Annotated in this window: 27 protein-coding genes; 25 read left to right on the top strand and 2 right to left on the bottom strand. The window is 63.2% G+C overall.

Going from position 1 to position 20,702, the window contains the following annotated elements; translation table 11 throughout:
• Nucleotides 1-70 precede the first annotated feature (70 nt).
• The 11 genes from GJ695_RS11745 (at nucleotide 71) to GJ695_RS11795 (ending at nucleotide 10,146) form a co-directional block, all read left to right on the top strand.
• Nucleotides 71-784, top strand: coding sequence for a phosphoribosylanthranilate isomerase (locus tag GJ695_RS11745; protein ID WP_154364871.1), 714 nt, complete (start codon nucleotides 71-73; stop codon nucleotides 782-784).
• Nucleotides 744-1,964: a tryptophan synthase subunit beta gene (trpB, locus tag GJ695_RS11750; RefSeq protein ID WP_154364873.1), complete on the top strand. Its 1,221-nt coding sequence runs from the start codon at nucleotides 744-746 to the stop codon at nucleotides 1,962-1,964. Before GJ695_RS11745 ends, trpB begins: the two co-directional genes overlap by 41 nt.
• Nucleotides 1,965-1,975: 11 nt before the next feature.
• Nucleotides 1,976-2,773 carry a tryptophan synthase subunit alpha gene (gene trpA, locus GJ695_RS11755; protein WP_154364875.1) on the top strand — a complete coding sequence of 266 codons (798 nt, stop codon included), beginning with the start codon at nucleotides 1,976-1,978 and terminating at the stop codon, nucleotides 2,771-2,773.
• 69 nt (nucleotides 2,774-2,842) lie between these two features.
• A complete protein-coding gene (locus GJ695_RS11760) occupies nucleotides 2,843-3,091 on the top strand; it encodes a BrnT family toxin (protein ID WP_166455114.1) in 249 nt (82 codons plus the stop codon).
• Between the two features lie 11 nt (nucleotides 3,092-3,102).
• A complete protein-coding gene (locus GJ695_RS11765; RefSeq protein WP_154364877.1) occupies nucleotides 3,103-3,315 on the top strand; it encodes a hypothetical protein in 213 nt (70 codons plus the stop codon).
• A gap of 123 nt (nucleotides 3,316-3,438) precedes the next feature.
• Nucleotides 3,439-4,311 (top strand): acetyl-CoA carboxylase, carboxyltransferase subunit beta, encoded by an 873-nt coding sequence (accD, locus tag GJ695_RS11770; RefSeq protein ID WP_110844538.1) that lies wholly within the window; start codon nucleotides 3,439-3,441, stop codon nucleotides 4,309-4,311.
• A gap of 80 nt (nucleotides 4,312-4,391) precedes the next feature.
• On the top strand, nucleotides 4,392-5,681 hold the full coding sequence (folC, locus tag GJ695_RS11775) for a bifunctional tetrahydrofolate synthase/dihydrofolate synthase (protein ID WP_154364879.1): 1,290 nt from the start codon (nucleotides 4,392-4,394) through the stop codon (nucleotides 5,679-5,681).
• A gap of 109 nt (nucleotides 5,682-5,790) precedes the next feature.
• A complete protein-coding gene (locus tag GJ695_RS11780) occupies nucleotides 5,791-6,687 on the top strand; it encodes an SPOR domain-containing protein (RefSeq protein ID WP_308492654.1) in 897 nt (298 codons plus the stop codon).
• A gap of 13 nt (nucleotides 6,688-6,700) precedes the next feature.
• Nucleotides 6,701-7,189, top strand: coding sequence for a CvpA family protein (locus GJ695_RS11785; RefSeq protein ID WP_166455115.1), 489 nt, complete (start codon nucleotides 6,701-6,703; stop codon nucleotides 7,187-7,189).
• Nucleotides 7,190-7,239: 50 nt separating this feature from the next.
• Nucleotides 7,240-8,766, top strand: a complete 1,527-nt coding sequence (gene purF / locus GJ695_RS11790) for an amidophosphoribosyltransferase (protein WP_154364882.1) — start codon at nucleotides 7,240-7,242, stop codon at nucleotides 8,764-8,766.
• 135 nt (nucleotides 8,767-8,901) lie between these two features.
• Nucleotides 8,902-10,146, top strand: a complete 1,245-nt coding sequence (locus tag GJ695_RS11795; RefSeq protein ID WP_154364884.1) for a cystathionine gamma-synthase family protein — start codon at nucleotides 8,902-8,904, stop codon at nucleotides 10,144-10,146.
• A 110-nt stretch (nucleotides 10,147-10,256) separates the two neighbouring features.
• Here the strand turns inward: GJ695_RS11795 and lexA are convergent, their stop codons facing one another.
• Together lexA and GJ695_RS11805 are read right to left on the bottom strand one after the other, a co-directional pair.
• Nucleotides 10,257-10,895, bottom strand: a complete 639-nt coding sequence (lexA, locus tag GJ695_RS11800) for a transcriptional repressor LexA (RefSeq protein WP_154364886.1) — start codon at nucleotides 10,893-10,895, stop codon at nucleotides 10,257-10,259.
• 110 nt (nucleotides 10,896-11,005) lie between these two features.
• Entirely contained in the window at nucleotides 11,006-11,791 is a 786-nt protein-coding gene (locus GJ695_RS11805; protein WP_154364888.1) for a DUF5695 domain-containing protein, read from the bottom strand.
• A 160-nt stretch (nucleotides 11,792-11,951) separates the two neighbouring features.
• Between GJ695_RS11805 and rpsF the strand changes: the two genes are divergently transcribed.
• The 14 genes from rpsF to phnC all read left to right on the top strand — a co-directional run bounded on the left by rpsF (nucleotide 11,952) and on the right by phnC (nucleotide 20,690).
• A complete protein-coding gene (gene rpsF, locus GJ695_RS11810) occupies nucleotides 11,952-12,335 on the top strand; it encodes a 30S ribosomal protein S6 (RefSeq protein WP_154361001.1) in 384 nt (127 codons plus the stop codon).
• A gap of 21 nt (nucleotides 12,336-12,356) precedes the next feature.
• Nucleotides 12,357-12,662, top strand: coding sequence for a primosomal replication protein N (gene priB, locus GJ695_RS11815; RefSeq protein WP_154364890.1), 306 nt, complete (start codon nucleotides 12,357-12,359; stop codon nucleotides 12,660-12,662).
• Nucleotides 12,663-12,677: 15 nt separating this feature from the next.
• Nucleotides 12,678-12,968, top strand: a complete 291-nt coding sequence (rpsR, locus tag GJ695_RS11820; protein WP_090176193.1) for a 30S ribosomal protein S18 — start codon at nucleotides 12,678-12,680, stop codon at nucleotides 12,966-12,968.
• 27 nt (nucleotides 12,969-12,995) lie between these two features.
• Complete coding sequence (rplI, locus tag GJ695_RS11825) at nucleotides 12,996-13,448, top strand: 50S ribosomal protein L9 (protein WP_154364892.1); 453 nt, start codon at nucleotides 12,996-12,998, stop codon at nucleotides 13,446-13,448.
• A gap of 118 nt (nucleotides 13,449-13,566) precedes the next feature.
• The gene (locus tag GJ695_RS11830; RefSeq protein WP_154364894.1) at nucleotides 13,567-14,952 is read left to right on the top strand and encodes a replicative DNA helicase; all 1,386 of its coding nucleotides are present in this window, start codon (nucleotides 13,567-13,569) and stop codon (nucleotides 14,950-14,952) included.
• A gap of 64 nt (nucleotides 14,953-15,016) precedes the next feature.
• Nucleotides 15,017-15,643 carry a DUF47 domain-containing protein gene (locus tag GJ695_RS11835; protein ID WP_154360997.1) on the top strand — a complete coding sequence of 209 codons (627 nt, stop codon included), beginning with the start codon at nucleotides 15,017-15,019 and terminating at the stop codon, nucleotides 15,641-15,643.
• 14 nt (nucleotides 15,644-15,657) lie between these two features.
• Nucleotides 15,658-16,668, top strand: coding sequence for an inorganic phosphate transporter (locus GJ695_RS11840; RefSeq protein WP_154364896.1), 1,011 nt, complete (start codon nucleotides 15,658-15,660; stop codon nucleotides 16,666-16,668).
• A gap of 97 nt (nucleotides 16,669-16,765) precedes the next feature.
• A complete protein-coding gene (locus GJ695_RS11845; RefSeq protein WP_154364898.1) occupies nucleotides 16,766-16,948 on the top strand; it encodes an ORF6N domain-containing protein in 183 nt (60 codons plus the stop codon).
• A 127-nt stretch (nucleotides 16,949-17,075) separates the two neighbouring features.
• Nucleotides 17,076-17,459, top strand: coding sequence for a hypothetical protein (locus GJ695_RS11850; RefSeq protein WP_154364900.1), 384 nt, complete (start codon nucleotides 17,076-17,078; stop codon nucleotides 17,457-17,459).
• A 95-nt stretch (nucleotides 17,460-17,554) separates the two neighbouring features.
• Nucleotides 17,555-17,791 (top strand): sulfurtransferase TusA family protein, encoded by a 237-nt coding sequence (locus GJ695_RS11855; protein ID WP_154364901.1) that lies wholly within the window; start codon nucleotides 17,555-17,557, stop codon nucleotides 17,789-17,791.
• A gap of 33 nt (nucleotides 17,792-17,824) precedes the next feature.
• Complete coding sequence (locus GJ695_RS11860) at nucleotides 17,825-18,190, top strand: DsrE family protein (protein ID WP_154364903.1); 366 nt, start codon at nucleotides 17,825-17,827, stop codon at nucleotides 18,188-18,190.
• A gap of 15 nt (nucleotides 18,191-18,205) precedes the next feature.
• Nucleotides 18,206-19,093: a phosphate/phosphite/phosphonate ABC transporter substrate-binding protein gene (locus GJ695_RS11865; protein WP_154364905.1), complete on the top strand. Its 888-nt coding sequence runs from the start codon at nucleotides 18,206-18,208 to the stop codon at nucleotides 19,091-19,093.
• A 2-nt stretch (nucleotides 19,094-19,095) separates the two neighbouring features.
• Complete coding sequence (gene phnE, locus GJ695_RS11870) at nucleotides 19,096-19,935, top strand: phosphonate ABC transporter, permease protein PhnE (protein ID WP_371866520.1); 840 nt, start codon at nucleotides 19,096-19,098, stop codon at nucleotides 19,933-19,935.
• Nucleotides 19,932-20,690 (top strand): phosphonate ABC transporter ATP-binding protein, encoded by a 759-nt coding sequence (gene phnC, locus GJ695_RS11875; RefSeq protein ID WP_154364909.1) that lies wholly within the window; start codon nucleotides 19,932-19,934, stop codon nucleotides 20,688-20,690. Before phnE ends, phnC begins: the two co-directional genes overlap by 4 nt.
• Nucleotides 20,691-20,702 lie beyond the last annotated feature (12 nt).

The raw sequence follows: 20,702 nt of genomic DNA on the forward strand, positions 1-20,702 counted from the left end.
TACGGGGTCAGACCCTGGCCGCAGCGCTGTGCGGGTTGGGTTGGTGCCGCCAGCGCCCAAAGGAAAAAACATGCGTACCCGTATCAAAATCTGCGGCCTGACCCGTCAAGAAGACATCCAGGCGGTGGTAGCCGCCGGCGCCGACGCCATCGGCTTCGTGTTCTATCCAAAAAGCCCGCGCTACGTCACGCCCGAACGCGCCGCCGAACTGATCCGCGCCGTGCCGCCATTCATCACCACCGTCGGCCTGTTCGTCAACGCCACGCCGGAAGAAGTGGCGGCGGCGGTGCGCATCGCCCCGGTATCGTTGATACAATTGCACGGCGACGAAACGATCGCCGAAGCCGCCGCCATTGCCGCGGCCGTCAACCGCCCGTTCCTGAAAGTGTTCCGCGTCAAACCTGACACAGCCCCGGATGAACTGCTAGAATACGAGCAGGCAAACCGCGCCGCCAGTCCATTGTTCACCAGCCTGTTGCTGGATACCTACGTGGACGCCTACGGTGGCGCAGGAAAGGGTTTTGATTGGTCTCTCATTCCAAAAGATCTCGCGCCTCGGGTCGTTTTAAGTGGTGGCTTGAGCGTACACAACGCGACTGACGCGGTGGCCGGTGTACGCCCCTACGCTGTCGACATCAGTTCCGGTGTCGAAGCGGCCAAGGGGATCAAGGATGCCCGCAAGATCGCCGACTTTGTCGCGGCGGTGCGGGCAGGCGATACCACGATCGAAAGAGAACACATTCATGAAACCTCTGTTTCACGCCAAGGACTACCCACTTCCTGACGCCAAAGGTCACTTTGGCCCTTACGGCGGCAGCTTCGTCGCCGAAACGCTGACCTACGCGCTGGCCGAGCTCAACGAAGCCTACGAGCGCTACAGCAAAGATCCCGAATTCCTCAAAGAATTCCGCTACGAGCTGAAGCACTTTGTCGGCCGTCCGTCGCCGATCTATCACGCCAAGCGCTGGTCCGAGCAGGCCGGCGGCGCGCAGATCTACTTCAAGCGCGAAGACCTGAACCACACCGGCGCGCACAAGATCAACAACGTCATCGGCCAGGCCTTGCTGGCCAAGCGCATGGGCAAGCCGCGCATCATCGCCGAAACCGGCGCCGGCCAGCACGGCGTGGCCACCGCGACCATCTGCGCGCGTTTCGGCCTGGAGTGCGTGGTGTACATGGGCAGCGAGGACGTCAAGCGCCAGGCGCAGAACGTCTACCGCATGAAGCTGCTGGGCGCGACGGTGGTGCCGGTCGAATCCGGTTCCAAGACCTTGAAGGACGCGCTCAACGAAGCGATGCGCGACTGGGTCACCAACATTGAAAACACCTTCTACATCATCGGCACCGTGGCCGGCCCGCATCCGTATCCGATGCTGGTGCGCGACTTCCAGTCGGTGATCGGCGAGGAATGCCTGGTGCAGATGCCGGAAATGACCGGCCGCCAGCCGGACTACGTGCTGGCCTGCATCGGCGGCGGTTCCAACGCCATGGGCATTTTCTACCCCTACATCGACCAGAAGGATGTGAAGCTGATCGGCGTGGAAGCGGCGGGCGAGGGCCTCGACGGCGACAAGCACGCGGCCTCGCTGACCAAGGGCTATCCGGGCGTGTTGCACGGCAACCGCACCTATCTGCTGCAGGACGAGAACGGCCAGATCATCGAGACGCATTCGGTGTCGGCCGGCCTGGACTATCCGGGCGTGGGGCCGGAGCACGCCTACCTGAAGGACAGCGGCCGCGCCCAGTATGTGTCGATCACGGACGAGGAAGCGCTGCAGGCCTTCCACGACTGCTGTCATATCGAGGGCATCATTCCGGCGCTGGAGTCGTCGCACGCCCTGGCCTACGCGGCCAAGCTGGCGGCCACGCTGCCGAAGGATCAGATTGTATTGGCCAACCTGTCGGGCCGCGGTGACAAGGACATGCATACGGTCGCAGAACGTATGGGTCTGAACTTCAACTAAGGAAACCGACAATGTCCAAGATTGCAGCAACTTTCAGCGCCTTGAAGGCGCAAAACAAGACCGCGCTCGTTACTTTCATCACGGCCGGCGATCCCGGCAAGGAATCGACCGTGCCGCTGATGCATGCGCTGGTGGCCGGCGGCGCCGACATCATCGAGCTCGGCGTACCGTTTTCCGATCCGATGGCCGAAGGCCCGGTGATCCAGCGCGCCTGCGAGCGGGCGCTGGCCAACGGCGTCGGCATCCGCGATGTGTTCGGCTACGTGGCCGAGTTCCGCAAGACCAACCAGACCACGCCGGTGGTGCTGATGGGCTATGCCAATCCGATCGAACGCATCGGTCCGCAGGCCTTCATCGAGCAATCGGTGGCGGTGGGCGCGGACGGCGCGATCGTGGTCGATTATCCGCCGGAAGAGTGCGAAGAGTTCGCCGCCGCCATGCGCGCGGCCGAGCTGGACCTGATCTTCCTGCTGGCGCCGACCTCGACCGAGGAGCGCATTGCGCAGGTGGCCAAGGTGGGCGGCGGCTTCAGCTACTATGTCTCGCTGAAGGGCGTGACGGGCGCCGGCAATATCGACGTGGCCGATGTGGCGCAGCGCCTGACGGCGATCCGCAAGCACGTCAAGTTGCCGGTCGGCGTAGGCTTCGGCATCCGCGACGGCGCCACCGCGCGCGCCGTGGCCGAAGTGGCTGACGCGGTCGTCATCGGCAGCCGCATCATCCAGGAAATCGAAAGCGCCGGCCAGGACGGCGCAGTTGCCGCAGTGCAAGCCTTCACCACCTCCATCCGCACCGCCCTCGACGCCTGACGCCCCGCAAATCCCGACTGCTCACCTTGATACATAGTTAAGTATTCGCTATGTTGAAAGGGAGCGGTCGTGCGCTTCACCTGGGATCCCCGCAAAGCCAAAGCCAACCTGCGCAAGCATGGCGTGAGCTTTGAAGAAGCTTTAACCGTGTTCGACGACCGATACGCCGAGGTTGAGTTTGACGCCGTCCACTCTGACAATGAGGATAGATATATTATCCTCGGCTATAGCGAAAAGGCACGGCGCCTGGCTGTCTGCCACTGTTATCGTCAACGCGATTCGGTACGAATTATTTCCGCACGGAAGATTTCTTATTGAAAGGGTATTGTATGCCTAAGGTGATACTAAATCCGTATTTTGAGAGTTTAAGTAAGGAAATAACTTTCCGGCTTGATTTCCATTCGATCGACTACTACAAGAAATTAGGCGAGCCGTATGGCTTGTCAGCAGAAGACATGATTTATCGCTATCTGCGCTATATTGCGGGAACGGGATATACGATTGATATCAATGAGCCAACGTTGGCGGAACGCGAGGCGTAGTGGTTTACCTCTAAAGGCCCACCTTTTCCATGACGGCAGGTCAAAATTAATGTAATGCAATGTTCGACAGGGCGGCGGGAAACGGCTACACTTCGGCCCACGAGTTAGCTGCAAGGAGAATTTATGAGTTGGTTGGAAAAACTGCTGCCCCCTAGAATTCAGCGTTCCGACGCTGCCGCGCGCAAGACCATGCCGGAAGGCCTGTGGGTCAAATGCCCGTCGTGCGAAGCCGTTCTGTACCGCACCGACCTGGAGTCGAACCTGCACGTTTGCCCGAAATGCGACCACCATATGCGCATCCGCGCCCGCGAACGCCTCGACAGCCTGTTCGACGCCGGCGGCCGTTATGAAATCGGCATGGATACCCTGCCGGTCGACACGCTGAAGTTCAAAGACAGCAAGAAATACCCGGACCGCCTCAAGCAAGCCATGGAAGCCACCGGCGAGACCGATGCGCTGATCGTCATGGGCGGCTCCATCATGAGCCTGCCGGTCGTGGTGGCGTGCTTCGAATTCGAATTCATGGGCGGCTCGATGGGTTCCGTGGTCGGCGAGCGCTTCGTGCGCGGCGCGCAACAGGCCCTGGAACAGAAAGTGCCGTTCATTTGCATCACCGCCACCGGCGGCGCCCGCATGCAAGAGGGCCTGCTGTCGCTGATGCAGATGGCCAAGACCACCGCCATGCTGACCAAGCTGTCGGAAAAGAAACTGCCATTCATCAGCGTGCTGACCGACCCGACCATGGGCGGCGTGTCCGCTTCGTTCGCCTTCATGGGCGACGTCGTGATCGCCGAGCCGAAGGCGCTGATCGGCTTCGCCGGCCCGCGCGTGATCGAAAACACCGTGCGCGAGAAACTGCCGGAAGGTTTCCAGCGCGCCGAGTTCCTGGTCACCAAGGGCGCTGTCGACATGATCGTCGACCGCCGCAAGATGCGCGAAGAAATCGCCCGTCTGCTGGCATTGCTGCAAAACCAACCTGTGGAAGTCCTCGCCTAAAAACAGGCCCGGCTCACACGCCACGGCGCGCAATCGGATATCATCCGGCCTGCGCGCCGTTTTCATTTCAGAGTCTCATCATGTCGAACCTCCCAACTACTTTGCCCGCCTGGCTTGCGCTGCTCGAATCGCGCCACGCCGAAACCGTCATCAACATGGGCCTGGACCGCGTTCTCGCCGTCAAGGAACGCTTGCAGCTGAGCTTCAGCTGCCCGGTCATCATGGTGGCCGGCACCAACGGCAAGGGTTCGACCTGCTCGATGCTGGAATCGATCCTGCTGCGCGCCGGCTATAAGGTTGGCCTGTACATCAAGCCGCACTTCCTCGACTTCAACGAACGCGCCCGCGTCAACGGCGATCTGGCCAGCGATGACGTGCTGGTCGCCGCTTTCAACGAGGTCGAAGCGGCGCGCGGCGACACCACGCTGACCTATTTCGAATTCACCACGCTGGCCATCATGAAGCTGCTGTCGCAAGCCGGCATGGATGTCGTCATCCTCGAAGTGGGGCTGGGCGGCCGCCTGGACGCGGTCAATATCGTCGACGCCGACGTCTCCATCGTCACCAGCGTCGACATCGACCACACCGACTACCTGGGCGACACCCGCGAGAAAATCGGCTTCGAGAAAGCCGGCATCTTCCGCGCCGGTAAAACCGCGATCTGCTCGGACCCGGTGCCGCCGCAGTCGCTGATCGACCATGCCGAAGCCATCGGCGCCGATCTGTGGCTGATGGGCCGCGATTTCAATTACTCCGGCGACAAGCAGCAGTGGAGTTACGGCGGCCGCAACCAGCGCCGCAATTCGCTGGCCTATCCGAGCCTGCGCGGCGCCAACCAGATTCTCAACGCCTGCGCCGCCCTGGCCGCGCTGGAAGCGCTGAAGCTGGACCTGCCGGTCGGCGCGCAGGAAGTGCGTACCGGCCTGGTGACGGTGGAACTGCCGGGCCGCTTCCAGGTGCTGCCGGGCCGCCCGACCATCATCCTCGACGTCGCCCACAATCCGCACGCGGCCGCCGCGCTGAACCAGAACCTCGGCAATATGGGCTTCCACCGCTACACCTACGCCGTGTTCGGCTCGATGCAGGACAAGGACATCGACGGCGTCATCGCCGCCATGTCCGAGCACATCGACCACTGGTGCCTGGCGACGCTGCCGTCGCCGCGTTCGGCCAGCGCGTCGGAGCTGGCGGCCAAGGTGCAGCTGGTGCAGCCGGAGCGCGACGAACGCACCATCAATGTGTTCGACGATCCGGCCGCCGCGTACGCAAATGCCATCAGCCGGGCCGGTGAGGATGATAGAATTGTGGTCTTTGGATCTTTCCTGACCGTCGCCGGTGTCATGGCGGCGCGAAAATCCTCACTCCACTGAACGCACAGGACTGAAATCACGCATGGGCTTGTTCTCGAAATCCGGTAAAAACAAGCAAGACACCGCTGGTCAAGACAGCGGTTATTACACCAGCGCAGACGATCAGGCGATGACCGAACGTGCCCGCTCCAAGCGCGCTTCGTCGTCCGATGGTCCGAAGCGCCGCAGCCGCGACCGCGAAGAGGACGATCCGGTGTTGCCGGAAAAGAAACGCGCGCGCCGCCGCTTGGTGGGCGCCATCATGCTGGCGCTGGGCGTCGCCGTCGGCCTGCCGATGCTGCTCGATTCCGAGCCGAAGCCGCTGTCGACCGACATCGAAATCAAGATCCCATCCAAGGACAAGCCGTCCGCCGACATCGCCCCGGCGCCGGCCGCCGCCGTGCCGCCATCCGCCGCACTGGACAGCAAGGAAGAAATCGTCGACGACGTCAAGCCTGCGCCAGCCGCCAAACCGTCCCCGGCCGCCGCCGCTGTCGACACCACCAAGGCCGACGAAGCCAAAGCCAAGGCGGAAGCCCGCGCCGAAGCGCAAGCCAAGGCCCAGGCCGACCGCGAGCTGAAAGCCCGCCAGGACGCCGACTACAAGCAGGAACAGGAACGCAAGCTGGCCGAGGCCAAGGCCGAAGCCAAGTTGAAGGAAAAGCAGGACGCCGAGCGCAAGCTGGCCGAAGCCAAGGCCGCCAAGCCAGCTGAAACCAAGCCGGCCAAAGCGGACACCAAGTCGGAAGACGCGCGCGCGCTGGCCATCCTGGAAGGCAAGGGCGCCGCGCCTGCCGCCGCCGACGGCCAGAAATTCGTGCTGCAGGTGGCCGCGCTGAGCGACCAGGCCAAGGCCGACGAGCTGCGCACCAAGCTGAAAAACGCCGGCATCAGCTCCTTCACGCAGAAAACCGCGAGCGGCATCACGCGCGTGCGCGTGGGGCCGTTCAGCAGCAAGGAAGAAGCCGAGAAGGTGAAGGCCAAGCTGAGCAGCATGGGCCTCGAAGGCCGTCTGGAAACCGTCTGATCCGCAGCGCGACGTGACGATTTTCGACTACCTGGTGATCTTCGTGCTGGCCACGTCGGTCATCATCGGCGTGGTGCGCGGCCTGGTCAAGGAAGTGCTGTCGCTGGCCGGCTGGATCGTCGCCTTCGTCGCCGCCAACGCCTACGCCGCGCCGCTGGCGCAGATGCTGCCGGCGGCGGTGCCGGGCGAGGTGCTGCGGCTGATCCTTGCCTTTATCGCACTGTTTGTCGGTGCGCGGATTTTGATGGGCCTGCTGTCGATGGCGCTGGACGCCCTGATCGACGCGGGCGGCCTGAGCCTGTTCGACCGCCTGCTGGGCATGGCGTTCGGCGTGTGCCGTGGCCTTGTAATTGTGTTGGCCGGCGTCATCTTATGTGGGATGACCTCGTTGCCGAAGCAGGATTTTTGGAAGCATGCCGCTTTGAGTCCCACCGCCGAAACCGGCGCCCGCATGGTCAAGGCGTATCTTCCCGCTGCAATGGCGCAGCATGTGAACTTTTGAATTCTTTAAATCTGCGTTTTTAATCTTTAGTACCTGTCAGGAGCACCATCATGTGTGGCATCGTCGGCGTCGTTTCCCATCAACCTGTTAATCAAATGCTGTATGACGCTCTGCTGCTGCTGCAGCACCGCGGCCAGGATGCGGCAGGTATCGCGACCAATCACAGCAGCATGTTCGCCATGCACAAGGCCAATGGCCTGGTGCGCGACGTGTTCCGTACCCGTAACATGCGTACGCTGCAAGGCAATTCCGGTATCGGCCACTGCCGTTACCCAACCGCCGGCTCGTCGAGCGAGGAAGAAGCGCAACCGTTCTACGTCAACGCCCCGTTCGGCATCACGCTGGCCCACAACGGCAACCTGACCAACTGGGAACAGCTGAAAAAGGAAATGTTCGAGAACGACCGCCGCCACATCAACACCGATTCCGATTCGGAAGTGTTGCTGAACGTGCTGGCGCACGAGATCGAAAAAGCCACGGTCGGCATCTCGATCGACGCCGATACCATCTTCAACGCCGTCACCGTGCTGCACCGCCGTGTGCGCGGCGGCTACGCTGCCGTGGCGCAGATCGCCGGCGTCGGCCTGCTGGCCTTCCGTGATCCGTTCGGCATTCGTCCGCTGTGCCTGGGCATCAACGAAACGCCGGAAGGCGTGGAATACCTGATCGCGTCGGAATCGGTGGCGCTGGAAGGCATGGGCTTCCGCTTCGTGCGCGACATCGCGCCGGGCGAGGCGGTCTTCATCGACAACAACAAGCAGCTGCACGCGCGCCAGTGCGCCGACAATCCGTCGCTGAACCCTTGCGTGTTCGAGTTCGTCTACCTGGCCCGTCCTGACTCGGTCATCGACGGCGCCTCGGTCTACGCCACCCGCCTGAAAATGGGCGAGTACCTGGCCGAGAAGATCAAGCGCGAACTGAAGGACATGAAGATCGACGTCGTCATGCCGATTCCGGATTCGTCGCGTCCCGCCGCGATCCAGCTGGCGCTGGCGCTGAACGTGGAATACCGCGAAGGCTTCATCAAGAACCGCTACATCGGCCGTACCTTCATCATGCCGGGCCAGGCCGCGCGCAAGAAGTCGGTGCGCCAGAAGCTGAACGCGATTCCGGACGAGTTCAAGGACAAGGTCGTGCTGCTGGTGGATGACTCCATCGTGCGCGGCACCACCAGCCGCGAGATCGTGCAGATGGCGCGCGACTCGGGCGCCAAGAAAGTGATCTTCGCGTCGGCGGCGCCACCGGTGATCTACCCGAACGTGTACGGCATCGACATGCCGACCCGCGACGAGCTGATCGCCCACGGCCGCACGGTGGAAGAGGTGTGCCGCGAGATCACCGCCGATGCGCTGGTGTACCAGGACATCGATGCGCTGAAACGCGCCATCTCGGATGTGAATCCGGCGCTGACCAGCTTCGAAGCTTCGTGCTTCGATGGCGTGTACGTCACCGGCGACGTCACCCGCGAATACCTGGACAAGCTGGAGTACGAGCGCCACCACCCGAGCAAGGCCGCCGCGCCGGAAGACGCCGGCCGTTCGCAGCTGAACCTGAACCTGGCCGCCAGCGAAGCGTGATTGAGTGTTGACCCCGCACCCGGACGCGGGGTCAGACCCCGCATGGGGTCTGACCCCTGTTCGCCGCCGTGCGGGGTAGACGGCAGCAACACGGATCACCATTCGACAAGTTATCTGTATTCAAACGCTCATCCCATGAACGACAAGAAAAACTACGGTTTCACCACCACCATCCTGCACAACGACCGCCTGAAGGGTATCGAGCACGGTTCGCTGCACAAGCCGATCCACACCTCGGTGGCGTTCGGCTATGCCGATGCGCGCCAGCTGGCGTCGGTGTTCCAGGGCAAGGAGCCGGGCTTCCGTTACGGCCGCCAGGGCAATCCGACCATCTCGGCTCTGGAAGACAAGGTCAACAAGATGGAGCAGGGCGTCGGCACGATCTGCTTCGCCACCGGCATGGGCGCCATCGGCGCCGTGGTGCAGGCGCTGCTGCGCACGGGCGACCACGTGGTGTCGTCGGCTTTCCTGTTCGGTAACACCAACAGCCTGTGGCAGACCGCCATGAGCCAGGGCATCGGCGTGTCCTTCGTCGACGCCACCGATGTCGCCAATGTCGAAGCGGCCATCACCGAAAACACCCGCGTGGTGTTCGTCGAAACCATCGCCAATCCGCGCACGCAGGTGGCGGACCTGAAGCGCATCGGCGAACTGTGCCAGGCGCGCGGCATCCTGTACGTGGTGGACAACACCATGACCACGCCTTACCTGTTCCTGCCGAAGGACGTCGGCGCCGGCCTGGTGGTCAACGCGCTGACCAAGTCGATCGGCGGCCACGGCAACGCGCTGGGCGGCAGCCTGACCGATACCGGCGCCTATGACTGGACGCGCTTCCCGAACATCTACGAGAACTACAAGAAGGCCGCGCCGCTGCAATGGGGCCTGGCGCAGATCCGCGCCAAGGCGCTGCGCGACTTCGGCTCCTCGCTGGCGCCGGACGCCGCGCACCACATCGCCGTCGGCGCCGAAACGCTGGCGCTGCGCATGCAGCGCACCACCACCAATGCGCTGGCGCTGGCCGAGATGCTGGAAAAAGATGAACGTGTGGCCGCCGTCTACTACCCGGGCCTGAAATCGCATCCGCAGCACGCCATCAGTTCGGAACTGTTCCGCGCGCACGGCTCGCTGCTGAGTTTTGAACTGAAGGACGGCCTGGACTGCTTCGACTTCCTGAACCGCCTGAAGCTGGCGATTCCGGCATCCAACCTGGGCGACAACCGCACGTTGATCATCCCGGTCGCGCACACCATCTTCTTCGAGATGGGCGCCGAGCGCCGGGCGTCGATGGGCATCGCGGAATCGCTGATCCGCGTCTCGGTCGGCATTGAAGATACCGCCGACCTGCTGGACGACTTCTGCACCGCCCTGGAAGGGTGCTGAAAAACGTGGGGGGGGGGGCAACCCCCAAACGAAAGGGTCAGACCCCTGCGGGGTCTGACCCTGGCCGCAGCGGTGTGCGGGTTGCGCGGGTGCCGCGAGCTGTTACAGCATTAATGCCAGGTCCGCATCAGGCCGACCGCCAACCCTTCCAGCGCAAACTCGTCCGCCTCCGGATCGACCTTGATGATCTTGAAGTCCGGATTCTCCGGCAGCAGCTCGATGGTCGAGCCGGTCTTGCGGTAGCGCTTGACCGTCACTTCGCTACCGATGCGGGCCACCACGATCTGCCCGTTCTTGGCGCTATCCACCTTTTTCACGGCCAGCAAATCGCCGTCCATGATGCCGGCGTCGCGCATCGATTCGCCGCGCACCTTCAGCAGGTAGTCGGGCTTGGAGGCAAACATGGCCGGATCGACGTTGTAGCTCGCCTCCAGGTTTTCCTGCGCCAGGATCGGCGAACCGGCGGCCACGCGGCCGATCAGCGGCAGCGACATCATCAGCGCGGCCGGGATCTTCGGCGTGGCCGGTTCGGCGTGCACGCCCAGCAGGCGGATGCCGCGCGAGGTGCCGGCGGCGATTTCAATCGCGCCCTTGCGCGCCAGCGCCTGCAAATGCTCCTCGGCGGCGTTGGCGGACTTGAAGCCCAGTTCGTTGGCGATCTCGGCGCGCGTCGGCGGGAAGCCGGTGTTTTCGATGGCGTCCTTGATCAGATTCAGGATTTGTTCCTGGCGTGCGGTGAGCTTGAGCATGGGGTACGTTGGGCTGTGTATATAGACAGTCTGTATTTTTGTACAGTGCGCGCCGTAATGCAAGGGAATTTATTGCTTTGAACGAAATAATGTGAAAAAAGTTGCCTGATTCATCGCGTCGCGCCCTGCGGGCGGATCACGAAGCGCAGGCCGATGTCACGTTTGGCGCCCGGCTTGAGCGTGAAGCCGCCGGTGACCCAGCTGGCGTAGTCCTCGTTGGCGGCGCGCTGGTCGGCCGGCGGCTGCCAGCCGGTCAGCGGCGTGCGGCCGTCGGGCAGTACGCGCAAGGCCGGCGGCTGGCCGTTCAGGCGCGCCACTTCGACCAAGCCCTTGTCGCCGATGTGCGGCTTGACCGTGCTGGCGCTGGCCTGGATCTCGTCCGGCGTGCGGCCGGCGATCATGTTGTCGAACACCATCGGCATCGCCGCTTCACCCACCTCGACCGCCTGGCTGCCGCGGTTGACCAGGGTGTAGCGCAGCACCAGCGCGCCCTTGTCGTTGAGCCAGCGGCGCTCGACCGTCAGCGGCAGGCCGGCGCCCATGGTGGGGCCGAGGTCGGCGGCGGCCAGCACGCGCACCGCCGGCAGCACCCGTACCGGCTGGCGCGCCGAATAGGTGTCGTAGCGCTGCCACGCGCCGCCCGGCAGCCGCAGCTTGAGGCTCAGGTCGCCGATGTGGCGGTAGCCGTCGAACTGGCGTTCGGCCTCGCGCGGGCCGGGCGTGAAGTCGAAGCTGGGATCGGCCACCGGCGTCAGCCGCGCCAGCGTCTGGGTGTCGCTGCGCAGCGCGAACAGCAGCTGCGGCGTGCTGTAGGCCTTGGTCTGGATGGCGGGATAGTCGGTGGCGAGGGCCGGGCCGGCGGCCAGCGCGAAGGTGAGGGCGAGGTATGGCTTCATGGGCAATCCTGTTGTCAAGGCAAGCAAGCCGCACTGTAGCACCTGCCACGCCGCGCTGGCGTTCCGCTTGAAAAGCTGATATAGTCGCGGGCTTACCTCTTCCCACACCTGTCTTGACGCCAGGGTGGGCTATTTTTTAAAGTCCTTAAGGGAGTTATACATGCGTCACTACGAAATCGTATTTATCGTCCACCCGGACCAGAGCGAGCAAGTGCCCGCGATGATCGAACGTTACAAAACCACCGTAACGACCCGCGGCGGCGCCGTGCACCGTGTTGAAGATTGGGGCCGTCGTCAAATGGCTTACTCGATCCAGAAACTGGCCAAAGCACACTACATCTGCCTGAACATCGAATGCGACAACGAGACCCTGGTCGAGCTGGAAACCGCATTCAAATTCAATGATGCCGTTCTGCGTCACCTGACCGTCAAGATGAAGAAAGCGGAAACCGCTCCTTCGCCAATGATGAAGTCGGTACAACGCGAAGATGCAGCGAAATCGCATCGCACTGAAGCCCCGGCCGCTGCTCCAGCCGCTGCTTAATTGTTCTGAGAAGGAACCGCGCTGAACCAGCTCCAGTTCATCGCCCTCATCGCCGAACGGGATGCGATCCGTTACACCCCGGCCGGCATGCCGATCGTCAATGCTGTACTCCAGCACCGGTCGCAGCAGATGGAGGCGGGCATCGCCCGATTGAGCGAGTTTGAAATTTCCGCGATTGCCGCGGGCGAAATTTCAGGCCGCTTCAGTCAGACGCCGCTGGCAGGGCTGTACCAGTTCACCGGTTTTCTCAACAAGAAAAGCCGCAATAGCAAAAGCCTGGTGTTTCACATCATTGATTTTAGTGCTGTCGCAGACAGCTCAATTTAGATACAGGAGCCTAAAATGGCATTCGGTAAAAAGTTCGACAAAAACAAGCTCAAGCTGAAAGAAAAGCGCAAGCAACAAAACCCACTGTTCAAGCGCAAGAAGTTCTGCCGCTTCACCGCCGCTGGCGTTGAGCAAGTAGACTACAAAGACGTAGACACCCTGAAAGACTTCGTCCAGGAAAACGGCAAAATCATGCCAGCACGTCTGACCGGCACCAAAGCGCACTACCAGCGTCAAGTTGACACTGCAATCAAGCGCGCTCGCTATCTGGCCCTGCTGCCGTACACCGATCTGCACAACGCTTAATCGCGGCAGAGTAACTGGAGAAGAACTATGCAAATCATTCTGTTGGAAAAAGTTGTCAATCTGGGCAACCTGGGTGAAGTCGTTAAAGTTAAAGACGGCTACGCACGTAACTTCCTGATCCCGCAAAAAATGGCTCGCCGCGCTACCGCTGCCGCCGTTGCGGAATTCGAAGTCAAACGCGCTGAACTGGAAAAAGCTGCTGCCGCCAAACTGGCCGCCGCCCAGGCGCAAGGCGAGAAACTGAACGGCATGACCGTGACCGTTTCGCAAAAAGCCGGCGTGGATGGCCGTCTGTTCGGCTCGGTAACCAACTTCGACATCGCTGAAGCCCTGACCAAAGCCGGCTTCGCAGTGGAAAAAGCTGCCGTGCGTCTGCCAACCGGTCCGCTGAAGACCGTGGGCGAGTTCCCAGTCACCGTTTCGCTGCACACCGACGTGCTGGCGGAAGTGACCGTTGCTGTTGTGGGCGAAGCTGCCTAAGAACTGGCTGGGCGGCAACGCCTGACTGGTTTGCAACACCCTTGAAAAAAGCCGGGCTTGCCCGGCTTTTTTCTCGTCATAATTTTGTAGTACGGCACAAGCAGGTATAATTCGCGCCATGAACGCCCCCTCCGATCCGCAAGTCGATTCGCTCCGCGTCCCGCCGCACTCCATCGAAGCAGAACAGTCCGTCATCGGCGGCCTGCTGCGCGATAACGCGGCGTTCGACCGTATTGCGGACATGATGCAGCCGGATGACTTCTACCGCTACGATCACCGCATCATCTTCGAACAGATCGTCAAGATGATCAACTCGTCCAAGCCGGCCGACGTGATCACCGTCTTCGAGAACCTGACCCAGCTGGGCAAGGCCGACGACGTCGGCGGCCTGACCTACCTGAACGCGATGGCGCAGAACACGCCGTCGGCCGCCAACATCCGCCGCTACGCCGAGATCGTGCGCGACCGCTCGGTGCTGCGCCAGCTGATCACGGTGGCCGACGACATCTCCGGCCAGGCGTTCAGCCCGCAGGGCAAGGAAACCAAGGAAATCCTCGACGAGGCCGAATCGCGCATCTTCGCCATCGCCGAGCAGGGCGCCCGCGGCGCCGCCGGCTGGCTGGCGGTGCAGCCGCTGCTGACCCAGGTGGTCGAGCGCATCGACGAGCTGTACTCGCGCGACAACCAGTCCGAGATCACCGGCGTGCCGACCGGCTTCATCGACCTCGACCGCATGACCTCCGGCCTGCAGGGCGGCGACCTGGTCATCGTGGCCGGCCGTCCGTCCATGGGCAAGACCGCATTTTCCGTGAATATCGGCGAAAACGTCGCCATCGAAGCCGGCCTGCCCGTGGCGATCTTCTCGATGGAGATGGGCGGCGCCCAGCTGGCGATGCGTATGCTCGGTTCGGTCGGCCAGCTCGACCAGCACCGCCTGCGCACCGGCCGCCTGAACGACGAGGACTGGCCGCGCCTGACGCACGCCATCCAGAAGATGAACGACGCCCAGCTGTTCATCGATGAAACCCCGGCACTGAATCCGATCGAGATGCGCGCCCGCGCGCGCCGCCTGGCGCGCCAGTGCGGCAAGCTCGGCCTGATCATTGTCGACTACCTGCAGCTGATGCAGGGTTCCAAGGCGGGCGACAACCGCGCCTCCGAGATCTCGGAGATTTCCCGTTCGCTCAAAGGCCTGGCCAAGGAGCTGGGTTGCCCGGTGATCGCGCTGTCGCAGCTGAACCGCTCGTTGGAACAACGCCCCAACAAACGGCCCGTCATGTCCGACTTGCGCGAATCCGGCGCTATCGAGCAGGATGCGGACGTCATCATTTTCCTGTATCGCGACGAAGTCTATAACCCCGACTCGCCCGATAAGGGAACGGCCGAGATCATCATCGGTAAGCAGCGTAACGGCCCGATCGGCGCGGTGCGCCTGACCTGGATCGGCCAGTACACCAAGTTTGGCAACTACTCCGGTAACCTCGCGGTTTACCAGGGCGACTAATCCTCACGCCGGCCGGGCACAAGCCGGGCGGCGACCAGCAGTAATCAATAAAACGGAGAAGAGTATGTTTGGACGTTTGATGCCCTCCGAGGGCAAATTCTTTGACTTGTTCAATCAGCACGCCGAGCTGTGCGTCAAGGGCGCAAAAGAGATGGTGGGCCTGATGTCCAATTTCGATGACCTGGAAAACCGCGTGCACGCGATCGAGAGCATCGAGAAACAAGCCGACAAGATCACCTACGCCACGGTCGACCTGCTGCACAAGACCTTCATCACCCCGATCGACCGCGACGACATCCACAAGCTGATCACCCGCCAGGACGACATCCTCGACCTGCTGGAAGACGCGGCCCAGACCGTCTCGCTGTACGACCTGCATTCGGTCACGCCGGAGGCCAAGCGCCTGGCCGAGCTGGTGCTGGCCTGCGCCGAGAAGGTCAAGGAAGCCGTGGCGCTGCTGCACAACATGGACAACTCGCGCCAGATCGTCGCCATCTGCGAAGAGATCGACCGCCTGGAATCGGACGCCGACCACGTGATGCGCGCCGCCATGTCCAAGCTGTTCCGCGACGAACCGGACGTGCGCAACCTGATCAAGATGAAAGCCATCTATGAAATCCTGGAAACTGTGACCGACCGTTGCGAAGATGTGGCCAACATCATCGAAGGCATCATCGTCGAAAACGCTTAAGACAAAGATCTGACATGCATACCATCCAAATCAGTATCTACGTGCTGGGCCTGCTGATCGCCCTGGCGTTGATATTTGACTTCATGAACGGCTTCCATGACGCCGCCAACGCCATCGCGACCGTGGTCTCGACCGGCGTGCTGAAGCCGCAGACGGCGGTGGCCATGGCCGCGCTGTTCAACTTCGTGGCGATCTTCGTGGTGGGCCTGCACGTGGCCGGCACGGTGGGCAAGGGCACCATCGATCCCGGCATCGTCGACCAGTACGTCATCTTCGGCGCGCTGGTGGGCGCCATCGTGTGGAACCTGTTTACCTGGTACTACGGCATTCCGTCGTCGTCGTCGCACGCGCTGATCGGCGGCCTGGTCGGCGCCGCGGTGGCCAAGTCCGGCACCAGCGCGCTAGTCGGCGACGGCCTGTGGAGCACCGTCAAGTGGATCGTCATCTCGCCGCTGATGGGTTTTGTGTTCGGCTCGATCATCATGCTGATCGTGTCGTGGATCTTCGTGCGCTCGACGCCGCGCCGGGTCGACAAGTGGTTCCGCCGCCTGCAGCTGGTGTCGGCCGCTTCGTACAGCCTGGGCCACGGCGGCAATGACGCGCAGAAGACCATCGGCATCATCTGGATGCTGCTGATCGCGGTCGGCCAGGTGCCGGCCGGCGGCGATGCGCCGCCGCTGTGGGTGATCGTCTGCTGCTACGGCGCGATCTCGTTCGGCACGCTGTTCGGCGGCTGGCGCATCGTCAAGACCATGGGCCAGAAGATCACCAAGCTGAAGCCGGTGGGCGGCTTCTGCGCCGAAAGCGGCGGCGCCATCACCCTGCTGATCGCCTCGCACTTCGGCGTGCCGGTCTCGACTACGCACACCATCACCGGCGCGATCGTCGGCGTCGGTTCGGCGCAGAAGATGTCGGCGGTGCGCTGGGGCGTGGCCGGCAACATTGTCTGGGCCTGGGTCTTCACCATCCCCGCCTCGGCCTTCGTGGCCGCGCTGGCCTGGTGGGTCGGACACCACATCATGTAACACCAAGGGAGCCGCGGCTCCCTTTTTTGTTCCTGCTGATCTGGCGCAAATGCCTGGGTTGGCAATCGGTGTGTGATGGGCCTTCTGGGAGGAGCTCATGGATACCGTCGACTTGCCTTGGGAATCGATTGCACAACGGATACTCGTCGACTTCATTTTCGAGCTCAATCAGGCTGAGCTCGACATCTTGAGGTCGCAATTTGCGACTTCAAGTTGGGGCGGGAAACCGCGCAGCTTTCAGCGAGGCATGAAGGTTTTGCTGAACAGCTTGCCCAGGTGATTGAGGCGATCAGACTGCTCACGGCGGTGCCGCCGGCGGCCGAAAAGCGGCCGATCGGCTTCCTCGCCCACGAAGAAAAGAAACATTAGGTATAGTGCTGGTTTGTTGTGTTCTGGTGAATTAAAGAATGGCCATCGATTTCGCAACCCTGAAGCAGATGGCGGAGCAGTCCGCCGCAGTGACCCAATCCTGCCGCTGCAACGACGCGCAGGCATGGGGCTGGCAGCAGATGCCGCTGACGCTGGAACTGGATCAGTTCGAGGAAGTGGGCACGCTGGTGGAAAATCCGTATGACGAACCCACGTTCAAGGAATACCATGCCGCCGGCACCCGGCTGCAAAGCGACGATGCCCCCATCGCGCCGCGTTACTATCCTGCCAATCTGAGCCAGGTACTGCGCTGCGTGAAATGCAGTCGCCTCTACCTGCGCTACACCGAAGGCGGCGGCTACTTCACCGAGGTGCGCATCCGCGCCTTGCAGCCGCAGCTGCTGGTGGACGCCGCGCTGTAACGCTCTCCCTCAAAAGCGCCGCGATGGCCGCCGGCTATTGCGTGATTGCCGTCCCGACCTTAGACTAACCAATTATCAATATTGGCAGCTGACAAATGGCCGACACTCATCCCGCCCACGATCTTGAATGGGACGCCGGCGACCTTGCCTGCGGCGACCTGGTGCTGGAACTGCGCCGCCGCGTGCGCGCCGAACCGGGCAAGGTCTTCAAGATCATCGCCCGCGATCCCGGCGCGCCGGCCGACCTGCCGGCCTGGTGCGGCATGACCGGCCACCATCTTATCGCCCAGGACGGCGCCGCCCAGGCCTACTGGATACGCGCCAAGTCCTGATCCACCACCGCTGTACTCAACCAAGGAGTCATCATGTCCGGCAAATTCCTCGTCAACCTCACCAGCGGCCTCGATAACACCGACAAGGCCACCGTCGCGTTCGTGGTCGCCAACGCCGCCGTCGCCTCCGACAAGGAAGTGATCGTGTTCCTGTCCACCGAAGCGGTGCGCCTGTCGCAACAAGGCGTATCCGACGCCGTCCATGAAGAAGGCTTCGCGCCGCTCAAGGAACTGATGGACAACTTCGCCGCCGCCGGCGGCCGCATGTTCGTCTGCTCGCCGTGCTTCAAGAAGCGCGCGCTGGACGAGAACGCGCTGGTGCCCGGCGCGGCCGTGGTCGGCGGCGCCAAGCTGGTCGAGTTCATGACCACCAGCGAATGCCCTAGCGTCAGCTACTAACCAACAAGGATACCCATGACCGCACCTAAACGCCGTCAACTCATCAAGGCCGGCGCGTTCGCCGCCGGCGCCATGGCGCTGGGCGCCGCCGCCCCCGTGCTGGCACAGACCAAGCGCAAGCTGCGCTTCGGCGTCGGCCCGCTGCTGCCGACCGCCGAGGACACCAAGAAAGCCTACAACGCCTTCTTCGCCCACCTGGCCAAGGAACTCAACGCCGACTTCGAACTGCACGCCACCACCGACTGGGCCGGCATGGCCGTCGCCATGGGATCGAGCCAGCTCGACCTGGCGTGGATGGGCCCGTGGGGCTACATCATCGCCAACAACAGCACCGGCTGCACCGCGCTGGCCACCGTCAAGTACGACGAGAAGCCGGTGTACCACGCCATCATCATCGGCAAGCCGGACCTGAAGGTGAACAAGTTCCCGGAAGACACCAAGGGCCTGACCATTTCGTTCGCCGACGTCGGCTCCACCTCGGGCTGGCTGATTCCAAGCTGGTACGCCAAGGAAGTGTGGAAGATCGATCCGAAGAGCTACTGGAAATACAGCGAAGGCGCGACCCACGCCGCCAATGAAATGGCGGTGCAGGCAGGCCAGGCCGACATGGCCACCGACTTCGACCGCAACCGCAACGCCATGATCGAGTCGGGCAAGGTCAAGCCGGACAGCAACAAGATCCTGTGGACCTCGGCGCCGCTGCCGAACGACGCCATCGCCGTGCCGAAGGGCACCTCGCCGGCGCTGGTGGCGCAGATCCAGAAGATCCTGACCGCGATCACGGTCGAACAGGCCAAGACGCTGCTGCCTAACCATTACACCGGTTTCGTCGCCGCCACCCATGCCGACTATGCGTCGATTGAAAAAGCCGGGCTGACGCTGGGCAAACTCAAGAAGGCATGAGCGTGAGCAGGCCACCAAGCGCGCGTGTCAGCGTGACAGCGGTGCAGGCCGCGCTGGCGCGCCAGCTGGGCGGCCGCGCCAGTCCGGGCCGCCGCCTGCGGCGCGCCGCGCTGGTGGTGGTGCTGATCGTGTTGTACGGCCTGTGCTGGCAGCTGGCGCAGGTCGACCTGGTCAAACTGGCGGACGGCCTGCCCAAGCTGGGCCACTGGCTGGCGCAGGCCTGGCCGCCGGACGTGGCCGAGCTGCCGCTGTTTGCGCAGCGCATGGGCGAGACCATGGCGATGGCGGCGCTGGGCACCACGGCCGCCGCGCTGCTGGCGCTGCCAATGGCGGTACTGGCCAGCCGCAACATCACGCCGTTCCCGAAACTGTACTATCCCGCGCGCTGGCTGCTGAACGCCTTGCGCGGCATCGATTCCTTTGTCTTCGCGCTGCTGTTCGTGGCGGCGGTGGGCCTGGGGCCGTTTGCCGGCGTGCTGGGCATCGCGCTGCACACCTGGGGCAGCGCCGCCAAGCTGTTTGCCGACCACATTGAAAACGCCGGCACCGGCCCGCTGGAAGCGGTGCGCACCACCGGCGCCGGACGCGGCACGGCCATTGTCTACGCCTTGCTGCCGGACCTGCTGCCGGTGCTGCTGTCGACCACCTTGTTCTGGTGGGAATTCAACGTGCGTGCCTCCACCGTGCTGGGCGTGGTCGGCGCCGGCGGCATCGGCCTGGAGCTGAAGAACAGCATGGACCTGCTGGACTTCTCGCGCCTGTTCACCATCATCGCGCTGATCCTGGTGGTGGTGACGCTGCTCGACCAGCTGAGCGGCTGGCTGCGGAAGCGCCTGGTATGAGCGCGCCGCTGTTCGAAGTGCGCGCCGCGCGCAAGAGCTATGGCGAACTGGTGGCGCTGGACGACGCCAGCTTCCGCGTCGCGCGCGGCCAGATGCTGGCGGTGCTGGGCCCCAGCGGCGCCGGCAAGAGCACGCTGTTCCGCTGCCTGGCCGGCCTGGCGCCGCTCGACGGCGGCGCGGCGCTGCTGCACGGCGGCGACGTCGCCGAGCTGCGCGGCCGCCAGCGCCGCAGGATCGCCGTGGTGTTTCAGCAGTTCAACCTGGTGAACCGCCTGAGCGCATTGGACAACGTGCTGGCCGGACGGCTCGGCCATGTGCCGGCCTGGCGCGGCTGGCTGCGCCGCTTCGGCGCGGACGACATCCGCCTGGCGCTGGAATGCCTGGACCGCGTCGGGCTGCTGGAGCATGCCGACCAGCGCGCCGATGCGCTGTCCGGCGGCCAGCAGCAGCGCGTGGCGATCGCCCGTGCGCTGGCGCAGCAGCCGGACCTGATCATCGCCGACGAGCCGGTGGCCAGTCTTGATCCGCACACCGGCGCCGGCGTCATGGCCTTGCTGTCGTCGATCTGCCACGAAGGCGAGGGCGGCATCGCTGTCATCTGCAGCCTGCACCAGCCGGAACTGGCGCGCCGCTACGCCGACCGCGTGGTTGGCCTGCGCCAGGGCCGCATCGTGCTCGACGTTGCCGCCGCCGACTGCGCCGACGACGCGCTTGAACAACTGTACGGCGCCGCGCCGCTGGCGCCCGCCGCCTGAATCACCCGGAGA

Origin of the sequence: Duganella alba (genome assembly GCF_009674495.1) — a bacterium.
GTDB lineage: Bacteria > Pseudomonadota > Gammaproteobacteria > Burkholderiales > Burkholderiaceae_D > Rugamonas > Rugamonas alba.